Below are 22,146 nucleotides of genomic sequence, written 5' to 3' on the forward strand. Positions count from 1 at the left end.
GGGCGCACCGGGTTGACGGCGTCTCAGCTGGTGAGAAGCGCGCGCTCGCCTGCCTCGAGCGCGTACGGCAGGGTGTTGCCGGGCGGCGGGAACGGGCAGATGAAGGCGTCCGAGAAGGCGCAGGGCGGCAGTTGGGTCCGGTTCAGGTCCACGGTCAGCGTCCCGTCGGCGGCCGGCGCCTCGGTGTACAGGAAGCGGAACCGGAAGGTGGTCTTCCCACTGGTCGCGTCGGCGAGGACCGCCCACAGCCGGCCGTCGTCCTCCACGGTGACGGCGAGCGTGTGCGCCACGCCGTCCACGGTGAAGGCGAGTTCACCGGACAGGCCGAGGCCGCGCTCCTGCCCGTCGGCGTTGGCCACCCGCACCGAGCGGGCCGCCTCGAACGGCGTGAAGCGGCCGGGCACGGCCCAGCGCGCGTCCCGGGGAAACACGTCGATCCCGGCGAACGCCGTCCTGGCCGCGGACTCGGGGTCCCAGACGCGCACCGCGAGCAGCCCCTCGCGGTTGATCGCCAGCACCTTGCGCCCGTCCGGCAGCAGCAGCGGGCCGCCCTCGGGCCGCAGGACGGTCGCGGTGCCGTCCAGGTCGCGGACGACGGCGCCGTCCTCCTGACGCCAGACGCCGGGGAGCCCGGGGATCGCGCCGTCCGCCACGTCGTCCAGCCAGTGCGTGCCCGTCAGCGCCAGGGGTCCGTGGGGAGCCGAGACCGCCGCCCCGCGGCGCTCCCGCCACTGCTCCCACGCGGAAACCGCCTGATCACGTGCATATGTGCTCATCATCCAAGCCTTCCATATGTGTCCCGGAGGGCGTCGTCGCCCCGGCCCGGGGACGCGTCCGGGGAACTCGGGGAGCCCCGCCAGGAGGTGGCGCGGGCCGGCCGGTGCAGGCCGAGGTGCTCGCGCAGGGTCGCGCCGGGGTGGAAGGTGCGGAACAGGCCGCGGTGCTGGAGCAGCGCCACGGTCCCGTTGACGAACCGTTCCAGGTCCCGGGCGGGTTCCACGGGCCGCACGCGGAAGCCGTCCACCGCGCCCGCCCCCAGCCAGTGCGCGACGAGGTCCGCCAGGTCGACCGGGCCGCCGCGGAACAGCGGGCCCCGCGTGCCGTCGGCCACCGGTGCGGCCTCGACGCCGGGTTCGGGGCCCAGCTCCCCGCCGCCGAGGTCGGCGGCGAGATCGGCGAGCACGACCAGCCGGTCCGGATCCCGGCCGGCACGAGCGGCCAGCGCCCGCAGTTCGCCGCGCGCCGTCGCGGCGTGCTCCGGCCGGGCGGCCCGCACGAAGGCGATGTCCGCGAGCCGGGCGACGGCGGCCCGATCGGCGGGCTCGGTGGCGTCGAGCGCCAGCACCGGCCGGCAGTCCGCCGCGCCAGAGCCGGTGTCCCGCAGGGCCTGCCACGCCAGCAGGGCTGCCTCGGCCGCGGTGGCGGCGTCGCCGGGCGCGGTCACCGCCCAGCCGGCCCGCCCGCGACTGGCCCGGTCCAGCGCGGCGACCTCCGAGGCGGTGGCCGCGGGCGCCGGCCACGCCGGCGCGGTGGCCAGCAGGCCGATCCGGTCGGTGGCCGACGCGACGCGAGCCGGCGCGCCGGACGCGTTCGCCGGTCCGCCGGCCAGGGTCACGAAGTCCAGGGCGCCGCGCTCGGCGAGCAGCGCCAGCTCGACGCAGGCGTCCCCGCTGCGGGGCCCCGCCCGGTCGACGGCCGCCCCGAGGTGCAGCGTGCGGGTGGGCCGGCGCGAAGGCGCCGGGACCTGCCGGGGCTGCACGGTCACCTGGACCGACGACGTGCCCGCCGCGGGCGGAACGGCGGCTGCGGGCGGAGCAGCGGCCGAGGACGGAGAAGCGGAGGGCTGCGGTTCTGCGGGCATGCGAAGGCTCCGTGTCCGACGGAAAGAGCGGGATGCCTTCACACAGCCGCCGCGTCCCTCAACGCGGCCGGGCCCAGCGGGCCTTGGTCCGAGGCTAAGCCGCCGCCGTCACGGCCTGTCAAAGACCGTCCGAGGAGTGGACAGCGCGTCTCGGCCCGTTGACGGATGCACGGCACGGCTGCTGCACTGTCCGCATGCGCAGCTGCCGGCTGGTGACCCGCGGCCACATCGACTTCGGTCGGGTGTGGTCGTCCTCGTGTTGTCGCCGCTGAGTCACTGAGCGGCCGACCACCTCCGCTCGCCGCCCGGCGCCGTCGCGCCGCGCGAGCCGCCCGCCCCGCCTTCACCCCGCCACCGCCCTGCGGCGCACTCCCTCAGCGCCCCGTTCCCAACCCCTGGCACTCCACCCGGCCGCCGAGCGGCCCCGAACCACTCACCGAACCGGCGCCCGTCACCCGCGACCACCGATCCGGTCACCGATCCGGTCACCGATTCGGCCGCCGGTCACCCGCGGCACGCCCGGCACCACCCTGGCAACGGCTCAGGTGCAGTTGCAGCACTCACAACACTCGCAGCACTCGCAGATCTCGCAGGCGTCACAGCAGTCGCAGCAGTCCCCGCACTTGCTGCACCACGACTCGCGCCGCTGCCCGCTCCACGCGTCGTCGTGCTCGCTGCAGCACAGCTGGCACGTGCAGCACAGCCCCGTGTACACCAGGCACCCGGCCAGCAGCCCGCGCCGGCGTGGCGGCTCGGGCGGCGGCGGGAAGGCGCCCGGCCCGCCGGGGGCGTAGGGGTTCCGGCCGGGGCCGCCCGGCGCATAAGGGCTCCCGGTGTACGGGTCGCCCTGGTACGGGTTCGACGCCTCCGGGCCGGACGCGCCCTGCGCCCGGTCCCCCACGGGTCCCCCATACCCGCCGTGTCCGCCATGTGCGCCATGTCCGGCGTGTCCGGCGTGCCCCTGGTGCGCGCCGTCGCCACCGCGCCCGCCCGCGGGGCCGTGCGCGCACGCGCCGGTGCCGAACGCCCGGTCCACCGAGCGCTCCAGCTCGTGCACCAACAACATGTGCGCGAGCCGGCCGGACGCCGAGTCCGCGAACTCGACGTCCCTGAGCGCCAGGCGTATGCCGTGCAGGGCGTCGTCGCACAGACGCCGCGCCTCCGCCGCCCCGGTGCCGGTCGCGGCCAGCGGGTTCCAGGCGCCGGTGCGGGTGTCCTCGGTGAAGTCCTCGACCGCGTCGAGCAGATGGGCCAGCCGCCCGAACAGCCGGCCCGCCTCTTCGAGCGGAGCGCGGTTGCCGCGGCGTCCGGCGAGCACGGCGGTGTGGGCGAACGCGGCCGCGGTGGCGGTCTCCGTCGGTTCGGTGACGGCGAGCAGCGAGCTGCCGGGACCGGCCGCGGCCTCCAGCACGCCCTGCCGACCGACCGCGTCGAGCAGCACGGCGGTGTCGAATCCGAGGCCGGCGCCGCCCTGCGCACCGGCCCGGTCCCAGCGGCGGGCGACTCCCCGGGCAGCGGCGGCGACCGGGCGGCGGCCGAACGCACCGTCCGCGTCCTCGACATGGTCGCGGACCTTCGCGGAGGCCAGCACCAGCGACACCGTGGCCGCCAGCCGCGCGCCCTCGCCCATGGCGACGGGCGCGGTGCGCATGCCGCGCAGCGGGCACGGCCCGGCCTTGCGGCGCGCGCCGGCGGCGGGTGCGGACTGAGCCTCCGTCAGGACCGAGATGACCAGGCCGTCGTAGTTGGTCGCGACACGCGCGAACTGGCCGTGGCCGTCGCGCAGCGCCAGGCACAGCCCGCACAGGTGGGCCAGCCACGTGGCGGCCATGCCCTCCGACATACGGTGCCGGCAGGGCCTGATGATCCCGAACATTCCGCTCCCCCGTTTCACTGCCGTGGTCCGCCCGGGCCCGCCGCCGGACCGCCCCTCCCCGTCCACGGCAGTACGACTGATACGACAGTCATTCCTGGCCACATGACCGCCGGTCATGCTAGCGGCCCAGCGCCGTCGCCCGTCCGGCGCAGAGCGAGCCGGGATCCTGACGCACCATCAGTGCCCCCGTGACGGCGCGCGGGACGTAGACCCGTCCCTCCCGGGTCCCACCGGCGGGCGTATCCGTCCAGGCGGTGGCTGACGCGGACTACGGCACCTGCGGTGGACGGCCGCGACGCGGTACGCAGGACGTGCTGCGCGCGGTGAGCGACGCCCCCGGGCCGACAGCCCCCAGCGGGAACCCTTCTGACCTGGTGTTCGTTCCCCCACGGGGTGCTGGACGGCGGCGACGCCGCGCAGTGCGGGTGGCCGTCGTGCCGTTCGGGCGTCGTAGGCGCGTACGGCCGTACGGCTGTGCAAATCACCCGGAAGTGGAGAGCGTTCCCATCGGGCCGTCAGCTCGCTTTCCCCTGTGGCAGCCTGACGGTGCGCCACTATCGTGTGTGCCAGTACCGTCACAAGTCGCTCGCACGGCGGCTATCCGCTTGGCGCATCCCCCACATTATGGATGACGATAGGACTGCGGACGGTACGACCGCGTGAGAGAGGAGGCGTCCATGGGTTCGGTTCGACGGGCGAGTGCCTGGCTGGGCCTCGTCGACGACAACGGCGGCGAGGGCTACTACGACGAGGAGTACGCCGACTACGACCAGGGCTCCGAGCGCGCGGACACGTGGGTCACGGACCCGCGGGTGCGCGTGGCCTCGGAGTCGGCCGAGGAGCAGGGCCGCCGGATCGCCACGGTGACCCCGGACGGGTTCCGGGACGCGCGCGGCATCGGCGAGCTGTTCCGCGACGGCGTTCCGGTGATCGTCAACCTCACGGGCATGGAGCCGGCCGACGCCAAGCGGGTCGTCGACTTCGCGGCGGGCCTCACCTTCGGCCTGCGCGGCTCGATCGAGCGCGTGGCGACCCGGGTGTTCCTGCTGACCCCGGCCGACTACTCCGTCATGAACGCCGACGCCCGCCGCGGCGGCGACGGCTTCTTCAACCAGAACTGATGCCGACGTCGGTTCACCTGCCCCCCTCCTCACCGCCCCTGCGCTGACCAGCGCGGGGGCGGTTGTTGTCGGTGGCCGTTGGGCGTCTTCGGCCCACCCCGCACGGCCCTCGGACGGCCTGGGACTCCCCGCGTCTGGGTTGCCACGGCATCGGTCACAATGAGCCGGTGAGTGACGAGGGTGGGGACCCGATCAGCGTGTGGCGAGTGCACCCCCCGGGTGCTGATGTCAGTAGGCGTGTTCTGGACGCTGGTCGCGCTCGCAGTCGCTTGGGCGTGGCTGGCCTGGTGCCTAGCGCCGACCGAAGGCCTGGCCGTGCACGCCGCCATTGCGACGGGAGCCCTCGCAGCACTGTCCACGCTGGTGGGCGTGGGACTTCTCCGGCCCCGCCTGGAACTCCGTCCAGACACGGTGGTCATCGTGAACCCGCTGGCCACCTATCGACTGCCTCGTGAGGACATCACCGGGGTGACGCACGGGCTGCATGGCGCGGAGTTCCATCGCAGAGACGGCTTCAAGACCAACGCCGTCGCGCTGATCGACTCCTATGCCGGCGTGGGGCTCGAGCGGCTCGAGCAACTGCGCGCAGAGCTCGGGTGGTCATCTTCCGGCCCGGCCGAAGGCTCACCGGCAACCTCCGTTGAGAGTCCCCTTCCGGGCCGGGGCTTCCACTCGGCGATCGCCGACACCACGTCGGCAGGGCCGGGCTTCCCGGCGACCACCACCCTGGCCCCGGGCGGAAAGGCGCTGGGCTTCGTCGTCTTCGCCCCCGGGGTGGCTCAGCCGCGGAACGCGTCGAGGCCGGTGAGGGCCTTGCCGAGGACGAGCTGGTGCATCTCGACGGTGCCCTCGTAGGTGAGCACGGACTCCAGGTTGGTCGCGTGGCGCATCACGGGGTACTCCAGCGAGATCCCGTTGGCGCCCAGGATGGTGCGGGCGGTGCGGCAGATCTCGATCGCCTCGCGGACGTTGTTGAGCTTCCCGAAGCTGACCTGTTCGGGCCGCAGCGTGCCCGCGTCCATCCGCAGTCCCAGGTGGTGCGCGAGCAGGATGCCCTTGTGGAGTTCGACCGCCATGTCGGCGAACTTGGCCTGGGTGAGCTGGAACCCGGCGATCGGGCGGCCGAACTGCTCCCGGCCCGTGGCGTAGTCCAACGCCGCCTCGAAGCAGGACCGGGCCGCGCCCATCGCGCCCCACACGATGCCGTAGCGCGCGTGGTTGAGGCAGCTGAGCGGTCCGCCGAGGCCGGTGGCCCCGGGCAGCACCGCGTCGGCGGGCAACCGGACGCCGTCGAGCACCAGCTCGCTGGTGACGGACGCGCGCAGGCTCCACTTGTGGTGGATCTCCGGCGCGGAGAAGCCGGGGGTGTCGGTGGGGACGGCGAAGCCGCGGACGCCGTCCTCGGTCTGCGCCCACACCACGGCCACGCCCGCGACGCTGCCGTTGGTGATCCACATCTTCCGGCCGTCGAGCACCCAGTCGGACCCGTCGCGCTTGGCGCGGGTGCGCATGCTCGCGGGGTCGGAGCCGTGGTCGGGCTCGGTGAGGCCGAAGCAGCCGATGACCTCGCCGGCCGCCATCCGCGGCAGCCACTCCTGCCGCTGCTCCTCCGAGCCGTAGCGGTGGATCGCGTACATCGCCAGCGAGCCCTGGACGGACACCATCGAGCGGATCCCGGAGTCGGCCGCCTCGAGTTCCAGACAGGCCAGGCCGTACTGGACGGCGCTGGCGCCCGCGCAGCCGTAGCCGGTCAGCGGCATGCCCAGCGCGCCGATCGCGCCCAGCTCGCGGGCGAGTTCCCTGAGGGACGGCAACTCGCCGCGCTCGTACCAGTCGGCGACGTGCGGCAGTACCCGGTCCGCCGCCCAGCCGCGCACGGTGTCGCGGACCGCGCGGTCCTCGGGGCTGAGCAGGTCGTCGATCCCCAGCGGGTCGTGCGGGTCGAACGGCGCGCGGGCGGTGCGGGGTACGGACATGGCGGCCTCCGGCCCGGGCGGCCCCGCGGCGGGACCGGCGGCGCGGTGCCGGCCGGACGGGCCGCCGAGGAGCAGCCGGGCGAAAACTAGCGGTGGTAGTCGACGGTGTCGGCGCCGACGTTACGGCTCAGTCTCCCGTGCGTCCAGAGCGGGCCGTGGCCGCGGCCTCCCGGCGTGCCGGGCGCGGCAGCTCGTCGGATCCGGAGGCACGCGCGTCGGACACGCCCGCGCCGGACGGGCCTGCACCCGACGACTTCGTGGCGGACCCGGACCCTTGCTTCCCCGACGCGTCGTCGCACGGACCGCAGTCCATGACCCGCGGCAGCCGCAGGGCCGCGCACGCGCCGCCGGCCAGCAGCACGGCGCTGACCACGAGCGTGAGGTGCAGTCCGGACACGAACGAGTGGCGGGCGGCGTGCTTGAGCGCGGCGCCCGGTCCGCCGCCGAGGCGGTCGGCGACGGTGTACGCCTCGCCGAGCGAGCGGTCCGCCGCGGCCCGGTCGGCGCTGCCGAGCCCGGCCGCGCTGGGCGCGTAGGCGGCGTTCATCACGCTGCCGAGCAGGGCGATGCCGAAGCCCGCGCCGAGCTGGTACGAGGTCTCGCCGATGGCGGCGGCGCTGCCGGCCCGGCGCGCCGGGGCCTCGTTGAGCATCGACTCGTAGGCGCCGAACAGGGTGGTCTCCAGACCGAACCCGAGCAGCACGAACGCGGTGGTGAGCAGTCCGGGGCGGTCGCGCTGCCCCATCGCCGTCAGCGACAGCACCGCGAGCGCGGTCAGCACGAAGCCCGCGGCGACCGTGCGGCGCGGCCCGAACCTGCGCAGCAGACGGGACCCGGCGAGCCCGGCGCCCATGGCCGCGAAGGTCAGCGGCAGCAGGCGCAGCCCGGTCTGGAACGGACTCAGGCCGAGCACCAGCTGCAGGTACTGGACGGCGATCAGCTCCAGCCCGACCAGCGCCAGCATGGCCACCACGATGCAGGCGACGGCGGTGGAGAAGGCCGGGTTGGCGAACATCCGCATGTCCAGCAGCGGATGGGTGCGCCGGCGCTGGCGCCGGACGAACCACACCAGCAGCGCGGCGCCGGCCAGCAGCGGCACGCACACGGTGACGTCCAGCGGCCCCGCCCCGCCACCGAGCCGTTTGACGCCGAGGACGCAGCCGAACAGGCCGACCGCCGCGGCCAGCGCGCCGGGCACGTCCCACGGGCCGTCGTCGCCGCCGCGGGACTCGGGCAGCAGGATCCGGCCGACCGGCAGCATCACCGCCATCAGCGGGATGTTGACCAAGAAGACCGAGCCCCACCAGAAGTGCTCCACCAGGAAGCCGCCGAGCACCGGCCCGACCGCCGCGCCGACGGCGGCCACCGCGCTCCAGATCCCGATCGCCGTCGCCCGCTCCCGCCGGTCGGGGAAGACCTCCCGGAGGATGGACAGCGTGGCGGGCATGATCATGGCGCCGCCGCAGCCGAGCAGCGCCCGCGCGCCGATCAGGATCTGCGGGTCGGGGGCGAACGCGGCCAGGGCGGAGGCCGCGCCGAACAGGCCGTAGCCCATGAGCAGGACCCGGCGGTGGCCGATCCGGTCGCCGAGGGTCCCGAAGAGGATCAGCAGCGACGCGGCCACCAGCGGGTACGCGTCCACGATCCACAACAGGTCCTGGGCGCCGGGCCGCAGGTCCTCGGTGAGCGCGGGCACCGCCACGTGCAGCACGGTCGCGTCGAGCGCGACGATCAGCAGGCTGACGCAGAGGACCACCAGGATGGTCCACCGGTTGACCTGCCGCCTCATCGGCTCTCCCTCCACGGACCCCGCACGGGCCCCCTCGGACAGCGTGAGCCGACAGCGTACGTGAGGCGCCTTCCCCCGACCGTGGCCCCGCTCACCTGCGGCGGGGCCGCGTGGGGGGTCCTCGGGCCCCCGTCCGCCGGGAAACCGGGCGGGAAACCGCGAAGAAAGCACAGGGAAATAAGCGATAAATAAGAAGACGGCGGTGTGAGTATGGACACCCGAACATAAAGTCCAGGGGTGGCTCGTATTCCCGCCAAACGGCCGACTCCAAAGGGGTGGTGAGACGCACTCCACATCACATCGTCATTACAAAGCCGCCGATTCTGCCGATGCATGCCGTCACACGCTGTAACGTCGATTGAGTGCGTACCGATGAGAGGCTCCACCGCGTGGAGGAGCACCCGACTGCCGGGGACCCGCAGCGGATGAGCCGAACGCGCGTATGGCTGTTCGGCCTCACCCTGGCCGTGTACGTGGCGATCGTCGTCGGCGTTCTGACGACCTCCAAACTGGTGACGCTCGACTGGCAGGTCATGCTCTGGCGGCCCTACAAGCAGTGGCCGCAAATCCACGCGTTCCTGGACTATTTCGTGGTTCTGGGACAGCGCGGCCCGACCGCCGTGATGGTCCTCGCCTGGCTCGGCTGGCGCTCGTGGCGCCACCGGACGCTGCACCCGCTGCTCGTCCTCGGCAGCTCCCTGCTGTTGCTCAACATCACCGTGGGGGCCGTGAAGTACGGCCTCGGCCGGCTCGGCCCGCACTACGCGACGACCGTCGGCTCCTCGGAGATGTTCGCCGGCGGCGATATATTTCCCTCGGGTCACACCGCCAACGCCGTGGTGACCTGGGGTGTTCTGGCCTACCTGGCGCGTACGCAGCGCGCCCAGCGGATCGGCTCGGTGATAAGCGCGCTGCTGGCGCTCGGCGTGGGCGCCACCACCGTCTACCTCGGCACGCACTGGGTCAGCGACGTGCTGCTCGGCTGGGCCGCGGGACTGCTGATCCTGCTCGCGCTGCCCTGGTTCGAGCCGGCGATGGCCCGCATGGAGGACTGGATCAGCGCCGCCTACGGACGGCTGCTGGACCGCCGGCGCGTTCCGGCGGGCCTGCCCGTGGTGGGTCCCGCCCTCGCCACTCCGCGCGTGGAGGACGGCGAACCCAGCCGGGAGACCGTCGGCGCGGGCACCCGCGGGCCGGTCGCGCCTTCCGCTTCCACGCCCGCGCCGCACGCTCCCGGGCGTCCGCCCACGGGGCGTAACGAGCGCACACCGCTCAGCCCGGCCGGCAGCCGACGCCCTCCGGTCGACCGCACGGCCCGCCCGGCGCCACCGCTGGTGCACCAGCAGGTGCGCGGCCGGGGCATCGCCGGCTGACCCCGGCACGCCCCCGCTCCCGAGCTCCACGCGGCTCCGGACCCTCCCGGTCCGGGGCCGCGCTTGTGCTGCCGGGGACCCCGGCAGCCCTTGAGCCGAACGGCGCGCCGCCGTCGAAGAAGAGCGCGCGCGGAGGCCCGTGAGGGACGGGCGGGCCGGGCACAGCCGACCGTGGACGGCGGGTCCGAGCGCCTCGGAGGCGAGGGCGCGGCGGAGGGGGGAGCCCTCAGCCCAGCCAGCAGCGTTGGACGTGATCGTCGGCGACGGTGAAGTTGATCCGGCCCACGACGTACTCCATCGTCACCACGGCGTCGGGCGGAAGACTGCGGACCGTGGTCCAGCCACGCTCCCTTGCGCGACGTTCCGCTTCTTGCCGTTGCATGCCCCGATAGGCGTCCAGGTCGTCCGACGGATTGTCACCGGGAAAGCTCGCTTGCGGCACCATAGGCCCACCGTAAGGGCGTTCGGCGTGTCGTGCGCGGGTAATACCGGCGGGTACTCAATTCCGGCGTGTACACAACTTCCGCACAGGTTCTCCGTGATATCCGCCTCACCGGGGGCTTGCGCCGCGGCCCGCGACCCGCTGCGCCTTGCGGGCCGCCGCGCCCGCGGTGTCCGCCGCGGACAGCGCCGCGCCGAGGGTCCTGGCGGCCCCGGACCGCAGGCCGGCGCGGGCCCGGTGGGCGGGCCTGGAGCGGCCGTCCAGCAGCTCCTGGAAGAGCCGGAGGTGGCGCTCGGCGATCCGCGCCGGGTCGTAGGCGGCCGAGGAGGCGTACGCGGCCTGCCCCATCGCCTGGCGGCGCCCGTCGTCCGCGGCGAGGGACAGCAGCGCGGCGGCGATGGCGTCGACGTCGCGGGGCGGCACCAGCAGCCCGTTGACGCCGTCCTCGACGATCTCGCGGGGGCCGAGCGGGCAGTCGGTGGCCACCACCGGCAGCCCCACGCGCATGGCCTCCACGATCGTCATGCCGAAGGACTCGGTGGTGGAGGTGACGGCGAGCACCGAGGCCTTGGCGAACTCCGGTTCCAGGGGCGTCGCGGCTCCCATCAGGGTCACGTTCGCGCCTATGCCCAGCTCGGTCACGAGCGCGGCGAGGCTGTCCCGCTTCTCGCCGCTGCCGTACAGCCGCAGGCTCCAGTCGGGCCGGGCGGCGCGGACGATCGCGAAGGCGCGGATCAGGTCGTCGTACCGCTTGGCCTCGGCGAGCCGGCCGGCCGCGACCACGACCGGCGCCGAGCAGTCCGACGGCGGCCCCGCGTACGCCGGGACGCTGTTGGGCACGGCGGTGACGCGTACCCCGGGCATCCTGCGGCGGTAGACCGCGGCGTCGGCCTCCGTGGTCGTGGTGACGGCGTCCAGGGCCGGGTACGCGCGCCGCAGGGCCAGCACCAGGCGGGTGGAGTGCGTGTCGAGGGTGAGGTGTTCCTGGGCGACGCGGACGAGGCGCCGGGGCGCCTGGCGGGCCAGGTGGACGTTGAGGCCGGGCCGCGTGCCGACCACCACGTCGGCGTCGAGGTCGGCCAGGCACGCGCCGATCAACTCGTCGGTGAGCGCGCTGTACATCGCGTGCCGCCGGTCGGACGGCGGGAAGATCGCGGACGGCTGCTCGCGCCGCGGATCGCGCAGGACGCTGCCCTCGCTGCCGGGCCGCAGGTCGGCCAGGCCGCGCAGCCGCACCCGCGGGTCGTACCGGAAGTACGGCTCGTCGCGGTCCCGGATCACCGAGACGACCTCGACCTCGTGCTCCTCGGCCAGCTGGGCGGCCAGGTTGCAGGTGGTGCGGATCGTGCCGCCGAGGCCGTAGGCGTTGTTGATGAGGAAGGCGATACGCATGCGATGTCCCGAACCCCCCGGCCGTGGGCCCGCGGGCCGTGGACTGGCGTACTGAGGGCCGGCGGGATGTCCGGCCGACCCTAGCAACACCGGGCCCCGCGCGGGCGCCCGCCCCGGGAACGCCCTCCGGAGCCGGCGCCGGCGCGGGGCGGAAAGCGGGCTTCGCCAGGACGGGGAGGCGCAGGCCCGGGGAGGCGCCGGGACGGAGGCGGTCCGGCGCCTCCGGCCCGGCGACGACCGTGCCGCGCGTGGTCAGGGCAGGGCGAGGACGGTGCCCACGGCGAGCCGGTCGGGGTCGGCGCCGACGGCCGCCTTGTTGGCCTGGTACAGCCCCGACCAGCCGCCCGCGACATGGTTGGCCCGCGCGATGCCGGACAGGGTCTCGCCGGGCGCCACGGTGTGGCGGGGGCCCTGCGTCGGGGCCGGGGCCGGGGCGGGAGTCTGCGCCGGGGTCTGGGCGGGGGGCTGGGCAGGCGCGGGCGGCCGGGGCCGGGGAGGGAGGTGGCCGTGCAGGCCCAGCCGGCGCGAGCACACCGGCCAGGCGCCCCAGCCCTGGTCGCGCAGCACGGACTGGGCGATGGCGATCTGCTCGACGCGGCTGGCGAGGTCGGCCCTGTGGGCGTACCTGCCGCCGCCGAACCGCCGCCACGTGGGCTGCCAGAACTGCAGCCCGCCGTAGAAGCCGTTGCCGCTGTTGATGTGCCAGTCGCCGCTGCTCTCGCACTGCGCGATGTGGTCCCAGACGGAGCCGGGGGCCAGGGCGGCCGGGGTGGCCGCAGCCTGCGGGGAGCCCGCCTGGGCGGTGCCCTTGTGCCGGGCGGCCGCGGCGGCCGCCGTGGCCTTCCCGGCCCCGGGGCCGGACTGCCTGCCCGCGTGCTTCCGGCCGGCGTTCCTCCCGGGCCTCCCGGACCTTCGGGGCTTCCCGGACTTCCTGCCCTCCTGCTGCGCGCCCGACGTCGCCGTCTCGGCGCCCTGCGGGCCCGGGCCGGCCGCGGGCAGAGTGCCGGACGGCGCCAGGCTCCCCTGTCCGGGGCCGGTCAGCCGGGGTCCCGCACCGAGGGTCCCGGCCCCCCTGCCGGACGGCCGGCTGCCCGCCTGGGCCGGGCCGGGCGGCGTGCCGCCGGCCAGGGTGCCCGACGGCTGGATTCCGGAGACGGCCGGGCCCGCATGGAGCGGCCCGGCCTGGGCGGATCGTGCGGGCGGTGCCGCTGCTTGGCCGCGTAGGGGAGGCGCGGCGCTCGCCGACTGCGTGACGAGGGGCCAGAGCGCGGTCGCGCCGAGCGCGGCCAGGGCGGTGGCGGCGCGGACGCCGGACACGGTGGCGCCGTTGCGCCGTGACGAACGAATCTCACGATATTTGGACAGTTCGATCATCGGGCCACGCTAAGCACACCCCCCTCGCGAATCGCCGCCGACACGTCCCCGCGCGCCGCGCGGCCCACCCGGGTGGGCGACACGCTCGGTCCGGCAATCCGGAACTCCGCAAACCGTGACTCCGGGTGCAGACCGTCCGTTGTCACAGTGCGCCGGGACATGCCCGGCCCCCGGCCCCGCCGGACCGCGATCGCGACCGCAGCACCGCACTTCCAAGGAGACTCCCGTGGCGCCCATGCTCGACGTGAGTGACGAGGTACGAGCCGAGATCGGCGACGAGGAGACACAGCGCCTCCTCACGGGTGAGAACGCGCCCGGCACGTACGACTGCACCTCGTGCCGCACGCCGGGAGACACCGGCCAGGAGCGGACCAGCACCGTGCTCTTCGTCGGCGACGAGACGGCGGTCCTGGCGTTCGCCCACGCCGCGTGCATCCCGTCCCAGGTCGTGCCGGTGTCCGAGGAGCAGCTGCAGGGCGCGGTCCGCAGCATCTCCGGAGCGGGCGACGTGGCGGCCGCGGGCAGCGCGCCGGCGGCCGCCGACCCGGTGTCCGCGGGCCCGGGGCCCACGCCGGCGCCCCGGCAGGCGGTGCTGGGGATCACCTGCGGGCTGATCATCGTGGAGGAGCAGCTGCGGCCCGCCCTGGTGGTGGAGCCGACGGGACCGGTCGCCCGGGTGGGCGCGGTCGGCGGCGGCGACGACTTCCTGCCGCTGCTGATCGAGCAGGGCTTCATGCCGCAGCTCGACCTGGAGGTGGCGCCCTCGGCGCTGCCCGGCTGGTCGGTGCTGCTGGCGATGGGCAAGCTGCACGCGGTGCTGCAGCCGGGCGCCAACGGCGGCCCGGCGGCGTCCTGGTGGCAGGCGCACCAGCCGCTCCAGGTCAGCGACGGCTGGCGGGCCGCGGTCAACCGGAGCAACGAGGTGTACGTCTACGCGGGTCCGGCCGGGTCGGTCGGCCGGCAGCCGCGCGAGGACCTGATGCGGGACGCGCTCGCCAAGGCGTGCGCGCGGGGCCAGCTGGTGGCCGCGACGATGCCGCTGTCGGGGACCTGAGGGACCCGACGGGCCTGAACCCGGCGGACCTGACAGGCCGTCGGCCGGGGCGGTGCCGGAGCGTCACCGGCGCCGGGCGGCCGCGGCCGGCGCCTCCGGCACCCAGGGGCGCGCACGGGATTCCGTGCGCGCCCCTCGGCGTGCCGGCGCGAAAGTGCCCAGGTCAAAGATCGGCAATTCAGCCGTGCGGCCCGCATCCCGGGGCTGGTCCCGTCGTTGGCGATAGCGTGCACACCTTTGACGCCTCCCCCCGGTCCCCGTTCCAGCGCTACATCCCGCCCATGCGTACGGCGCAGGATGTGGCGGGAGGCAGTGGCACACCGATCTACGACGCCCTGTACTCCGAGTACCGGCGGCTGTTCCGCACCCTGCCCGGCGACCGCAGCGGCGAGGAGCAGCTGCAGTTCCGCGGCTTCGCGGCGTGGCACGCGCAGTACCCGCCGCTGAGCCCGGGCGGCCGGCACCGCGGTACGCACCACTCGCCGGCCGCCCTGCCACCGGGCCGCGGCGACACCGGGGACCGGCCGGCGTAGCCGCCGCGGCGGCTACTTCTTGCGGCCGCGCTTCTCGCGCACCCGGACCGACACCTGGATCGGGGTGCCCTCGAAACCGAACTCCTCGCGCAGCCGCCGCTCGATGAAGCGGCGGTAGCCCGCCTCCAGGAATCCCGAGGCGAACAGCACGAACCGCGGCGGCCTGGTGCCCGCCTGGGTGCCGAACAGGATGCGGGGCTGCTTGCCGCCGCGGATCGGGTGCGGGTGGGCCGCCACCAGCTCGCCGAGGAACGCGTTCAGGCGCCCGGTCGGCACCCGGGTCTCCCAGCCGGCCAGCGCCGTCTCGATCGCCGGCACCAGCTTCTCCATGTGGCGGCCGGTGCGCGCCGAGACGTTGACCCGCGGCGCCCACTGCACCTGGACGAGCTCGCGCTCGATCTCGCGCTCCAGGTAGTAGCGGCGCTCCTCGTCGAGCATGTCCCACTTGTTGTAGGCGACGACGACGGCCCGGCCGGCCTCGACGGCCATCGAGATGATCCGGGTGTCCTGCTCGGCGAGCGTCTCGCTGGCGTCGATGAGGATCACCGCGACCTCCGCCTTCTCCAGGGCGGCGGCGGTGCGCAGCGACGCGTAGTAGTCCGCGCCCTCGGCGAGGTGGACACGGCGGCGGATACCCGCGGTGTCGATGAACTTCCAGGTGACGCCGCCGAGTTCGATCAGCTCGTCGACCGGGTCGCGGGTGGTGCCGGCCAGCTCGTTGACGACCACCCGGTCCTCGTTCGCCACCTTGTTCAGCAGCGACGACTTGCCGACGTTGGGCCGTCCGATGAGGGCGATGCGGCGCGGGCCGCCGACCGTCCCGCCGAACGTCATCTCGGGGGCCTCGGGCAGCGCCTCCATGATCGCGTCGAGCAGGTCGCCGGTGCCGCGGCCGTGCAGCGACGACACCGGGAACGGCTCGCCGAGGCCGAGGTTCCACAGGGTGGCGGCGTCGGCCTCGCCGGACGGGCCGTCGACCTTGTTGGCGGCGAGCACCACGGGCTTGCCGGCGCGGCGCAGCAGCTTCACCACGGCCTCGTCGGTGTCGGTGGCGCCGACCGTGGCGTCCACGACGAACACCACGGCGTCGGCGGCCTCGATCGCGAACTCGGCCTGGGCGGCGACGGAGGCGTCGATGCCCAGCACGTCCTGCTCCCAGCCGCCGGTGTCGACGATCTTGAACCGCCGGCCGTTCCAGTTCGCCTCGTACGACACACGGTCGCGGGTCACGCCGGGGCGGTCCTCGACGACCGCCTCGCGGCGGCCGATGATCCGGTTCACCAGAGTCGACTTGCCGACGTTCGGGCGCCCGACGACGGCGAGCACCGGCAGCGGGCCGTGGCCCGCGGCCGCGAGGTCGTCGGCCACCTCCTCGAGGTCGAAGCCCTCCTCGGCGGCGAGCTCCATGAACTCGGCGTATTCGGCGTCGCCGAGCGCGCCGATGTCGCCGTGCTCGTCCTGCTGGTCCATGAGGTCTCTCCGTCGATCGACAGGTGGGTGCTGCCGCCGCCGTGCGGCGGCAGCGAGTGGTTCAGCGGCCGGTGGCCCGCCGGGCCTCGGCCAGGTGGGCGGTCAGCCGCTCCTGGATCTGCCGGGTGGCGGCGTCCAGTGCGCTGCGGGTGCGGCGGCCGCTGCCGTCGCCGGCGGTGAACGGGTCGCCGAAGACGATGTCCACCTTGGCCCGCACCGGCGGCAGGGCCTTGACGACGCGCCCGTGCCGGGCGCTGCCCAGCACCGCGACCGGCACGACCGGGGCGCCGGAACGCACCGCGAAGTACGCCAGGCCGGCCCGCAGCTCCGCGAAGTCGCCGCCGGCGCGGGTGCCCTCCGGGAAGATGCCGAGCACGCCGCCGCGTTCGAGGACGCCCAGCGCGGCCGTTATGGCCGTCCGGTCGGCGTTCTCGCGGTCCACGGCGATCTGGCCGATCGACCGCAGGAACGGGTCGAGTGGCCCGACGAACGCCTGCTGCTTGACCAGGAAGTGCACCGGCCGCGGGGCGGTGCCCATCAGCAGCGGGCCGTCCACGTTGTGGCTGTGGTTGCCGGCCAGGATCACCGGCCCGTGGGCCGGCATCCGCCAGGCGCCCAGCACCCGCGTCCGCCACAGCCCGTTGATCAGGCCGATCGCCAGGGCGCGCCCGGCGGCCGCGCCGCGCGGCCCCGGGGCGGCGTCGGCGTGCTGGGCCCGCAGGACCCGCAGCGCGGCCCGGCCGTCTCCGGGACGGCCGTCCCGGGCCTGGCCGTCCTGCGCCGTGCCGCCCTCGGCCCGGCCGGCGGCGGCGTCCTGCGGGCCGGGCTGCCGGCCGGCCGGCCGGGGCTGCGGTGAGCGGGACGTCACGAGCCGGTCCGCTTCTCCTCGACCAGCGCCACGATGTTCTCGATGACCTGCGTGAGGGTGAGTTCGGTGGTGTCCACCTCGATCGCGTCGGCGGCCTTCGCCAGCGGGGAGGCGACCCGGCTGGAGTCGGCGGCGTCGCGCTGGATCAGCGCGGCCTGGGTGGCGGCGACGGACACCGAGCCGTTCAGCTCGCCGCTGCGGCGCGCGGCGCGCGCCTCGGCGGAGGCGGTGAGGAAGATCTTGACGCCGGCGGCGGGCAGCACGGTGGTGCCGATGTCGCGGCCCTCGACGACTATCCCGTCGGTGGCGGTGGCCACCGCGGCACGCTGCAGCTCGACCAGCCGTGCGCGCACCTCGGGCACCGCGCTGACGGCGCTGACCGCGGCGGTGACCTCCTGGGTGCGGATCGGCCCGGCTGCGTCGAGTCCGTCCACGGTGATCGTGGGGGCGGTCGGGTCGGTGCCGGACACGAGGGTCGGCTTGCCCGCCTGGTCGGCGACGGCGACGGGGTCGTTCACGTCGACGCCGTTGCTGAGCATCCACCAGGTGATCGCCCGGTACATCGCGCCCGTGTCGAGGTAGCGCAGGCCCAGCTTGTCGGCGACCGCACGGGACGTGCTGGACTTGCCCGTGCCGGAGGGGCCGTCGATGGCGACGATCACCGGGTTGACCGTATTGACCACAGCGGAGGGACCTTCCTCGTACACGGGGGGATCGGTGGGCGGCCCGGGTACACCGATGGCCGTCCCCCAAGGTTACCGGCCCCCGCGCGGTCCCCACGCCGCCGGAGCCGTCCGCGGCCGCCCCGCGCGCGCCCGGGGCCCGCGCGTGAGCCCCCGGGGCGCGCCTCCGGCCCGTCCTGACCGCCCGCCCGGGCCCCCCGGGCGGGCGGGGCGCCGCCGACCGCTACTGCCGCAGCGCCCAGCCGCGCTCGCGCAGCGCGGCGGTCAGGGTGGCGTCGCTGCGCGGCTCGACCATGAGGTTGACGAGGCCCGCCTGCTGCCCGGTCGAGTGCTCGATGCGCACGTCCTCGATGTTGACACCGGCCGCGCCCGCGTCGGCGAAGAGCCGGGCCAGCTCGCCGGGCTGGTCGCCGATGAGCACCGCCACGACCGCGTACGGCTTGGGGGCGGCACCGTGCTTGCCGGGGACCTTGGCCCGGCCGGCGTTGCCGCGGCGCAGGATGTCCTCGATCCCGGCGGCGCCCCCGCGCCGCTTGTCGTCGTCCGCGGACTGCAGGCCGCGCAGTGCCGAGACTGTCTCGGCGAGGTCGGTCGCCAGGTCGGCGAGGACGTCGGCGACCGGCCCGGGGTTCGCGGCGAGGATGTCCATCCACATCGCGGGTTCCGATCCCGCGATCCGCGTCACGTCGAGGATGCCCTGCCCGCACAGCCGCACGGCGCTGTCCTCGGCGTGCTCCAGCCGGGCCGCGACCATGCTGGACACCAGCTGCGGGGTGTGCGAGACCAGGGCCACGGCCCGGTCGTGCGCGTCGGCGTCCATCACCACGGGCACCGCGCGGCACAGCGCGACGAGTTCCAGCGCGAGGTTGAGCACCTCGGTGTCGGTGGCCGGGGTCGGGGTGAGCACCCAGGGGCGGCCCTCGAACAGGTCGGGCGTGGCGGCGAGCGGGCCCGAGCGCTCCCGGCCGGCCATCGGGTGCGTGCCGATGTAGTGGCCGAGGTCGACGCCCAGGGCCTCCAGATCACGGCGCGGGCCGCCCTTGACGCTGGCGACGTCCAGGTACCCGCGGCCCAGGCCGCGCCGCATCGCGTCGGCGAGGCTGGCGGCGACGTGGGCCGGCGGCACGGCGACGATCACCAGGTCGACGGGTTCGTCCGGCACGCCCGCGGTGCCCGCGCCCAGGGCGGCCGCGGTCCTCGCGGCGCTCTCGTCGTGGTCCGCGAGGCGGACGTCGACGCCGCGGGCGCTGAGCGCGAGCGCGGCGGAGGTGCCCATCAGGCCCGTTCCGATGACGAGTGCGGTCCTCACCGGAGGCTGTCCTTGCCGGGTCGCTCCACGTCCACGTCACTGCTCCTCGGGGCTGGCGGGCCTGCCTGTGCTGGATACCAGGCTAGCCATCCGCGGGCCGTCGGCGGCCCGCGGACCGCGGGTCGAGACGCGGCCGCGCGCGGCACCGGCCGTACCGGTGCCCACGTGACGACGGTCACTCCCGGAGTGCTTCTGATCACCGTGTGAAACGGGAAAACCCCGGCGGCGGAAGGGAGGGATGACCATAATCGCCCTCATGCGCGCATCCGACTCGGCCGAGGAGACCGCGGAGTCCGCCCAGGACCCGGGGCTGGCCCTGGTCAGGGACCACACGGTCTACTCCTGCGTCATGGGCTCGCGCGCCTTCGGCCTGGCCACGGAGGACAGCGACACCGACGTCCGCGGGGTGTACGTGGCGCCGACGCCGCTGTACTGGCGCTTCGACAAGCCGCCGACGCACGTGACGGGGCCGCGTGACGAGCAGTTCTCGTGGGAGATCGAGCGGTTCTGCGCGCTGGCGCTGCGCGCCAACCCCAACCTGCTGGAGTGCCTGCACTCGCCGCTGGTGGAGCACGTCGACCCGGTCGGCGACGAACTCCTCGACCTGCGGGACGCGTTCCTGTCCCGGCAGGCCGAGTCCACGTTCCGCGGCTACGCGGACCAGCAGCTGCACAAGCTGGAGGCGGACATCCGCGCCCAGGGGCGGCCGCGCTGGAAGCACGCCATGCACCTGCTGCGCCTGCTGATCAGCTGCCGCGACCTGCTGCGCACGGGCCGGCTGTCGATCGACGTCGGCGAGCACCGCGACGCGCTCCTCGCGGTGAAGCGCGGCGAGCGCACTTGGGACGAGGTGCGCGGCTGGATGCGCAGGCTCCACGAGGAGACCGACGCGGCCGTCGCGTCCACGCCCCTGCCGGCCTCCCCCGACCGCGCCCGCGTCGAGGACTTCCTCATCCGCGTCCGCGGCCTGACCGCCGCACCGCGCCGCCCCCGTCCGACCCCGCTGCGCTTCCCCCCGCCCGCCCCCCAGTAGCGACCCGGGCCCGTACGGCAAGGTCGTGCAGCGCGTCCTGGGCGGTGGCCCGCATCGGCAGCCGGGACGCGGCCCGTGCGAACGGTTTCCCGGAGGGCTCGGGCCGGGGCGACCGCCGCCGGTTCGGCGCCGGGCGGGGGCCCGGCGCCGGGGGCGGTCTAGAGGTCGACTTCCTGCATGAGCATGCCGACCTCGGTGTTGGTCAGGCGGCGGAGCCAGCCGGACTTCTGGTCGCCCAGCGGGATGGGGCCGAAGCTCGTGCGGACCAGGCGGTCGACGGGGAAGCCGGCCTCGGCGAGCATGCGGCGCACGATGTGCTTGCGGCCCTCGTGCAGCGTCACCTCGACGAGGTAGTTCTTGCCGGTGTTCTGGACGATGCGGAAGTGGTCCGCGCGCGCCCAGCCGTCCTCCAGCTGGATGCCGTCCTTGAGCTGCTTGCCGAGGTCGCGGGGCAGCGGGCCCTGGATCGCGGCCAGGTAGGTCTTCTTCACGCCGTACCGGGGGTGGGTGAGGCGGTGTGCCAGCTCGCCGTGGTTGGTGAGCAGGATCAGGCCCTCGGTCTCCGTGTCGAGCCGCCCGACGTGGAACAGCCGGGTCTCGCGGTTCGTCACGTAGTCGCCCAGGCACTGGCGGCCGTCCGGGTCCTCCATGGTGGAGACGACACCGGCCGGCTTGTTCAGCGCGAAGAACAGGTACGACTGGGTGGCCACGGTCAGGCCGTCGACCTTGACCTCGTCGTGCTCGGGGTCGACCCGCAGGCCCTGCTCGGTGACGATCGTGCCGTTCACCTCGACCCTGCGCTGCTCGATCAGCTCCTCGCAGGCCCGCCGCGAGCCCATGCCGGCGCGCGCCAGCACCTTCTGCAGCCGCTCACCCTCCTGCTCGGCGCCGGGGAACGTCTTGGGCAGGTTGAGCTTCGGCTTGCTGTGGCGCTCGCGGTTGCGCTCCTCGATCTGCGCGTCCAGCTCCCGCGGCCTGGCGGGCACGCTCTTGCGCCCGCGGTTGCCGGGCAGGTTGCCGGACTCCTTGGTGCGCGGCATGCCGCCGGGCTTGTTCGCCCCGGACTGACCCGTGGAGCCGACGTCGTAGCGACGCTCCTCGGGGCGCGGCCTGCGCGGCCGCTGCGGGTCGTCGCCGCGGCCGTCGCCCCGGCGGTCCGCACCGGCGCCCGCGGCGCCCCCGCGGCCGGACCCGGCACCCCCGCGCCCGGCACCGCCGCCGCGCCGGTTCGCACCGCCGCCGCTTCCGCCGCTGCCGCCGCCGCTCCGGGGGTTCCGGTTGCCGCCGCTGTTCCTGTCGCTGCTTCGCATCAAGTTTCCATCATCGAGGTGGTCATCGGACCGGACGGCGTGTCGTCCGGCGCGTCCGGATCGAAGGACGGGAGGCCCTCCTGGGACTCCGCTTCGACCGCGTCTGCCTCCGGGAGGAACGGGGCGAGCTCGGGCAGCTCGTCGAGGCTGCGCAGGCCCATACGTTCCAGGAAGTAGTTCGTCGTCCTGTACAGGATCGCACCTGTCTCGGGTTCCGTCCCACCTTCCTCCACGAGCCCGCGCTGGAGGAGGGTGCGCATCACGCCGTCGCAGTTCACTCCGCGCACCGCGGAGACCCGTGACCTGCTCACCGGCTGGCGGTACGCGACGACCGCGAGGGTCTCCAGGGCGGCCTGGGTGAGACGGGCCTGCTGGCCGTCCAGCACGAACTTCTCGACGGCGGGCGCGTACTCGGGCCGGGTGTAGAAGCGCCACCCGCCGGCCACCAGCCGCAGGTCGAAGCCGCGGCCCTCGCGGGTGTAGTCGTCGGACAGCTCGCGCAGCGCCTTGGCGACGGCCCGGCGCGGCCGGTCCAGCACCTTGGCGAGGTGGTCCTCGGTCGCGGGCTCGTCGACGACCATGAGGACGGCTTCGAGCGCGGGCTTGAGGTCCAGCTCGGAGGTCGCCGCGGACAGCAGGCCCGCGGGAGCGGCGGCGCCGCCCTCGGCCGGCCCGGGCTCCA

The 22,146-nt window shown here is 74.8% G+C and carries 20 protein-coding genes; 6 read left to right on the forward strand and 14 right to left on the reverse strand.

Going from position 1 to position 22,146, the window contains the following annotated elements:
* Window positions 1-23: 23 nt before the first annotated feature.
* The 3 genes from BMW99_RS18375 to BMW99_RS18385 form a co-directional block, all read right to left on the reverse strand.
* The gene (locus BMW99_RS18375; protein ID WP_069467182.1) at window positions 24-776 is read right to left on the reverse strand and encodes a DUF1684 domain-containing protein; all 753 of its coding nucleotides are present in this window, start codon (window positions 774-776) and stop codon (window positions 24-26) included.
* Window positions 776-1,861 (reverse strand): LLM class oxidoreductase, encoded by a 1,086-nt coding sequence (locus BMW99_RS18380; protein ID WP_079176104.1) that lies wholly within the window; start codon window positions 1,859-1,861, stop codon window positions 776-778. Before BMW99_RS18380 ends, BMW99_RS18375 begins: the two co-directional genes overlap by 1 nt.
* 541 nt (window positions 1,862-2,402) lie before the next feature.
* On the reverse strand, window positions 2,403-3,737 hold the full coding sequence (locus BMW99_RS18385) for a DUF5685 family protein (protein WP_069462353.1): 1,335 nt from the start codon (window positions 3,735-3,737) through the stop codon (window positions 2,403-2,405).
* A 677-nt stretch (window positions 3,738-4,414) separates the two neighbouring features.
* On the opposite strand from BMW99_RS18385, the gene BMW99_RS18390 reads away from it, so the two are divergent.
* Window positions 4,415-4,858 carry a cell division protein SepF gene (locus BMW99_RS18390; RefSeq protein ID WP_069462354.1) on the forward strand — a complete coding sequence of 148 codons (444 nt, stop codon included), beginning with the start codon at window positions 4,415-4,417 and terminating at the stop codon, window positions 4,856-4,858.
* 237 nt (window positions 4,859-5,095) lie between these two features.
* Window positions 5,096-5,713 carry a PH domain-containing protein gene (locus tag BMW99_RS18395; RefSeq protein WP_245791525.1) on the forward strand — a complete coding sequence of 206 codons (618 nt, stop codon included), beginning with the start codon at window positions 5,096-5,098 and terminating at the stop codon, window positions 5,711-5,713.
* Here BMW99_RS18395 and BMW99_RS18400 read toward each other — a convergent pair.
* Together BMW99_RS18400 and BMW99_RS18405 are read right to left on the reverse strand one after the other, a co-directional pair.
* On the reverse strand, window positions 5,638-6,834 hold the full coding sequence (locus BMW99_RS18400; protein ID WP_069462356.1) for an acyl-CoA dehydrogenase family protein: 1,197 nt from the start codon (window positions 6,832-6,834) through the stop codon (window positions 5,638-5,640). The two genes, BMW99_RS18395 and BMW99_RS18400, sit on opposite strands and share 76 nt — an antisense overlap.
* Before the next feature lie 127 nt (window positions 6,835-6,961).
* Entirely contained in the window at window positions 6,962-8,623 is a 1,662-nt protein-coding gene (locus BMW99_RS18405) for an MFS transporter (protein WP_069462357.1), read from the reverse strand.
* Window positions 8,624-8,985: 362 nt separating this feature from the next.
* Between BMW99_RS18405 and BMW99_RS18410 the strand changes: the two genes are divergently transcribed.
* Window positions 8,986-9,996 carry a phosphatase PAP2 family protein gene (locus BMW99_RS18410; RefSeq protein ID WP_075017162.1) on the forward strand — a complete coding sequence of 337 codons (1,011 nt, stop codon included), beginning with the start codon at window positions 8,986-8,988 and terminating at the stop codon, window positions 9,994-9,996.
* 226 nt (window positions 9,997-10,222) lie between these two features.
* On the opposite strand, the gene BMW99_RS18415 is transcribed toward BMW99_RS18410, so the two are convergent.
* The 3 genes from BMW99_RS18415 to BMW99_RS42905 all read right to left on the reverse strand — a co-directional run bounded on the left by BMW99_RS18415 (window position 10,223) and on the right by BMW99_RS42905 (window position 13,204).
* Window positions 10,223-10,441: a proteinase inhibitor I78 gene (locus BMW99_RS18415; protein WP_075017163.1), complete on the reverse strand. Its 219-nt coding sequence runs from the start codon at window positions 10,439-10,441 to the stop codon at window positions 10,223-10,225.
* A gap of 105 nt (window positions 10,442-10,546) precedes the next feature.
* Window positions 10,547-11,830 (reverse strand): glycosyltransferase, encoded by a 1,284-nt coding sequence (locus BMW99_RS18420; protein WP_075017164.1) that lies wholly within the window; start codon window positions 11,828-11,830, stop codon window positions 10,547-10,549.
* Between the two features lie 252 nt (window positions 11,831-12,082).
* Window positions 12,083-13,204 carry a LysM peptidoglycan-binding domain-containing protein gene (locus tag BMW99_RS42905; RefSeq protein ID WP_079176106.1) on the reverse strand — a complete coding sequence of 374 codons (1,122 nt, stop codon included), beginning with the start codon at window positions 13,202-13,204 and terminating at the stop codon, window positions 12,083-12,085.
* 226 nt (window positions 13,205-13,430) lie between these two features.
* Here BMW99_RS42905 and BMW99_RS18430 point away from each other — a divergent pair, with 226 nt between their 5' ends.
* On the forward strand, window positions 13,431-14,258 hold the full coding sequence (locus BMW99_RS18430) for a hypothetical protein (RefSeq protein WP_107451556.1): 828 nt from the start codon (window positions 13,431-13,433) through the stop codon (window positions 14,256-14,258).
* Between the two features lie 281 nt (window positions 14,259-14,539).
* Entirely contained in the window at window positions 14,540-14,791 is a 252-nt protein-coding gene (locus BMW99_RS18435; protein WP_069463483.1) for a hypothetical protein, read from the forward strand.
* 12 nt (window positions 14,792-14,803) lie between these two features.
* On the opposite strand, the gene der is transcribed toward BMW99_RS18435, so the two are convergent.
* The 4 genes from der to BMW99_RS18455 form a co-directional block, all read right to left on the reverse strand.
* Window positions 14,804-16,261, reverse strand: a complete 1,458-nt coding sequence (der, locus tag BMW99_RS18440) for a ribosome biogenesis GTPase Der (protein WP_069463481.1) — start codon at window positions 16,259-16,261, stop codon at window positions 14,804-14,806.
* A 61-nt stretch (window positions 16,262-16,322) separates the two neighbouring features.
* Window positions 16,323-16,982 carry a lysophospholipid acyltransferase family protein gene (locus BMW99_RS18445; protein WP_069463482.1) on the reverse strand — a complete coding sequence of 220 codons (660 nt, stop codon included), beginning with the start codon at window positions 16,980-16,982 and terminating at the stop codon, window positions 16,323-16,325.
* Window positions 16,983-17,125: 143 nt separating this feature from the next.
* Window positions 17,126-17,812, reverse strand: coding sequence for a (d)CMP kinase (gene cmk / locus BMW99_RS18450; protein WP_069463480.1), 687 nt, complete (start codon window positions 17,810-17,812; stop codon window positions 17,126-17,128).
* A gap of 223 nt (window positions 17,813-18,035) precedes the next feature.
* A complete protein-coding gene (locus BMW99_RS18455) occupies window positions 18,036-19,121 on the reverse strand; it encodes a prephenate dehydrogenase (protein ID WP_069463479.1) in 1,086 nt (361 codons plus the stop codon).
* 256 nt (window positions 19,122-19,377) lie between these two features.
* Here BMW99_RS18455 and BMW99_RS18460 point away from each other — a divergent pair, with 256 nt between their 5' ends.
* Window positions 19,378-20,154 (forward strand): nucleotidyltransferase domain-containing protein, encoded by a 777-nt coding sequence (locus BMW99_RS18460; protein ID WP_075017167.1) that lies wholly within the window; start codon window positions 19,378-19,380, stop codon window positions 20,152-20,154.
* A gap of 158 nt (window positions 20,155-20,312) precedes the next feature.
* Here the strand turns inward: BMW99_RS18460 and BMW99_RS18465 are convergent, their stop codons facing one another.
* Entirely contained in the window at window positions 20,313-21,464 is a 1,152-nt protein-coding gene (locus BMW99_RS18465; RefSeq protein WP_069463045.1) for a pseudouridine synthase, read from the reverse strand.
* Window positions 21,464-22,102, reverse strand: coding sequence for an SMC-Scp complex subunit ScpB (gene scpB, locus BMW99_RS18470; protein ID WP_069463046.1), 639 nt, complete (start codon window positions 22,100-22,102; stop codon window positions 21,464-21,466). Before scpB ends, BMW99_RS18465 begins: the two co-directional genes overlap by 1 nt.
* Window positions 22,103-22,146: the final 44 nt, after the last annotated feature.

This window comes from Actinacidiphila rubida, assembly GCF_900110255.1.
Classification (GTDB): domain Bacteria; phylum Actinomycetota; class Actinomycetes; order Streptomycetales; family Streptomycetaceae; genus Actinacidiphila; species Actinacidiphila rubida.